The organism is Halomonas sp. ND22Bw (assembly GCF_003011945.1).
In the GTDB taxonomy this organism is placed as follows: Bacteria; Pseudomonadota; Gammaproteobacteria; order Pseudomonadales; family Halomonadaceae; genus Halomonas; species Halomonas halophila.
In genome coordinates, this window is sequence record NZ_PXWD01000236.1 from 1 (window position 1) to 411 (window position 411).

A 411-nucleotide genomic window follows, 5' to 3' on the forward strand; every position below is an offset into this window, starting at 1 on the left:
GCCAGGGGTCGGCGTCATGGCTGAGGCGGGATTGGAAGGGTTCAGAACGGAGTGGGCGCCCAGCGTGGCGGACTTGCTGATCGACCCGGCGGTCAGTTTCGCCCTGAAGGACGTTCTTCGCACCTGGGAGGTTCGAGATCCGGTGGATGCGGCGCGAGACGCCCGATTGCTGGCCGAGGTTCTGGAGCGCCGGGCGGACGAGGCGGTGTCATGGACAGTGTGAGCGAGCCGCCTCCTTTCGACGCGTTGGAAGACCGGATTCTCCCCTGGTCGCAGGTGAAGGTGATCTGCGGTCTGAGCCGGACAACGGTCTGGCGTATGCAGAAGACCGGAGATTTCCCGGCCTGCGTCCAGGTCTCGCAAAACCGGGTCGGATGGTGGCAGAGCGAGCTGCTGGCGTGGCGACGGGCG

2 protein-coding genes are annotated in these 411 nt (G+C 66.2%); both read left to right on the forward strand.

What is annotated here, in order from left to right; all coding sequences use genetic code 11:
- On the forward strand, positions 1–223 hold a 223-nt coding region (locus tag CVH10_RS17840), incomplete at its 5' end, for a hypothetical protein (RefSeq protein ID WP_219924774.1).
- On the forward strand, positions 211–411 hold a 201-nt coding region (locus CVH10_RS17845; RefSeq protein ID WP_146143017.1), incomplete at its 3' end, for an AlpA family transcriptional regulator. The genes CVH10_RS17840 and CVH10_RS17845, both read left to right, overlap by 13 nt.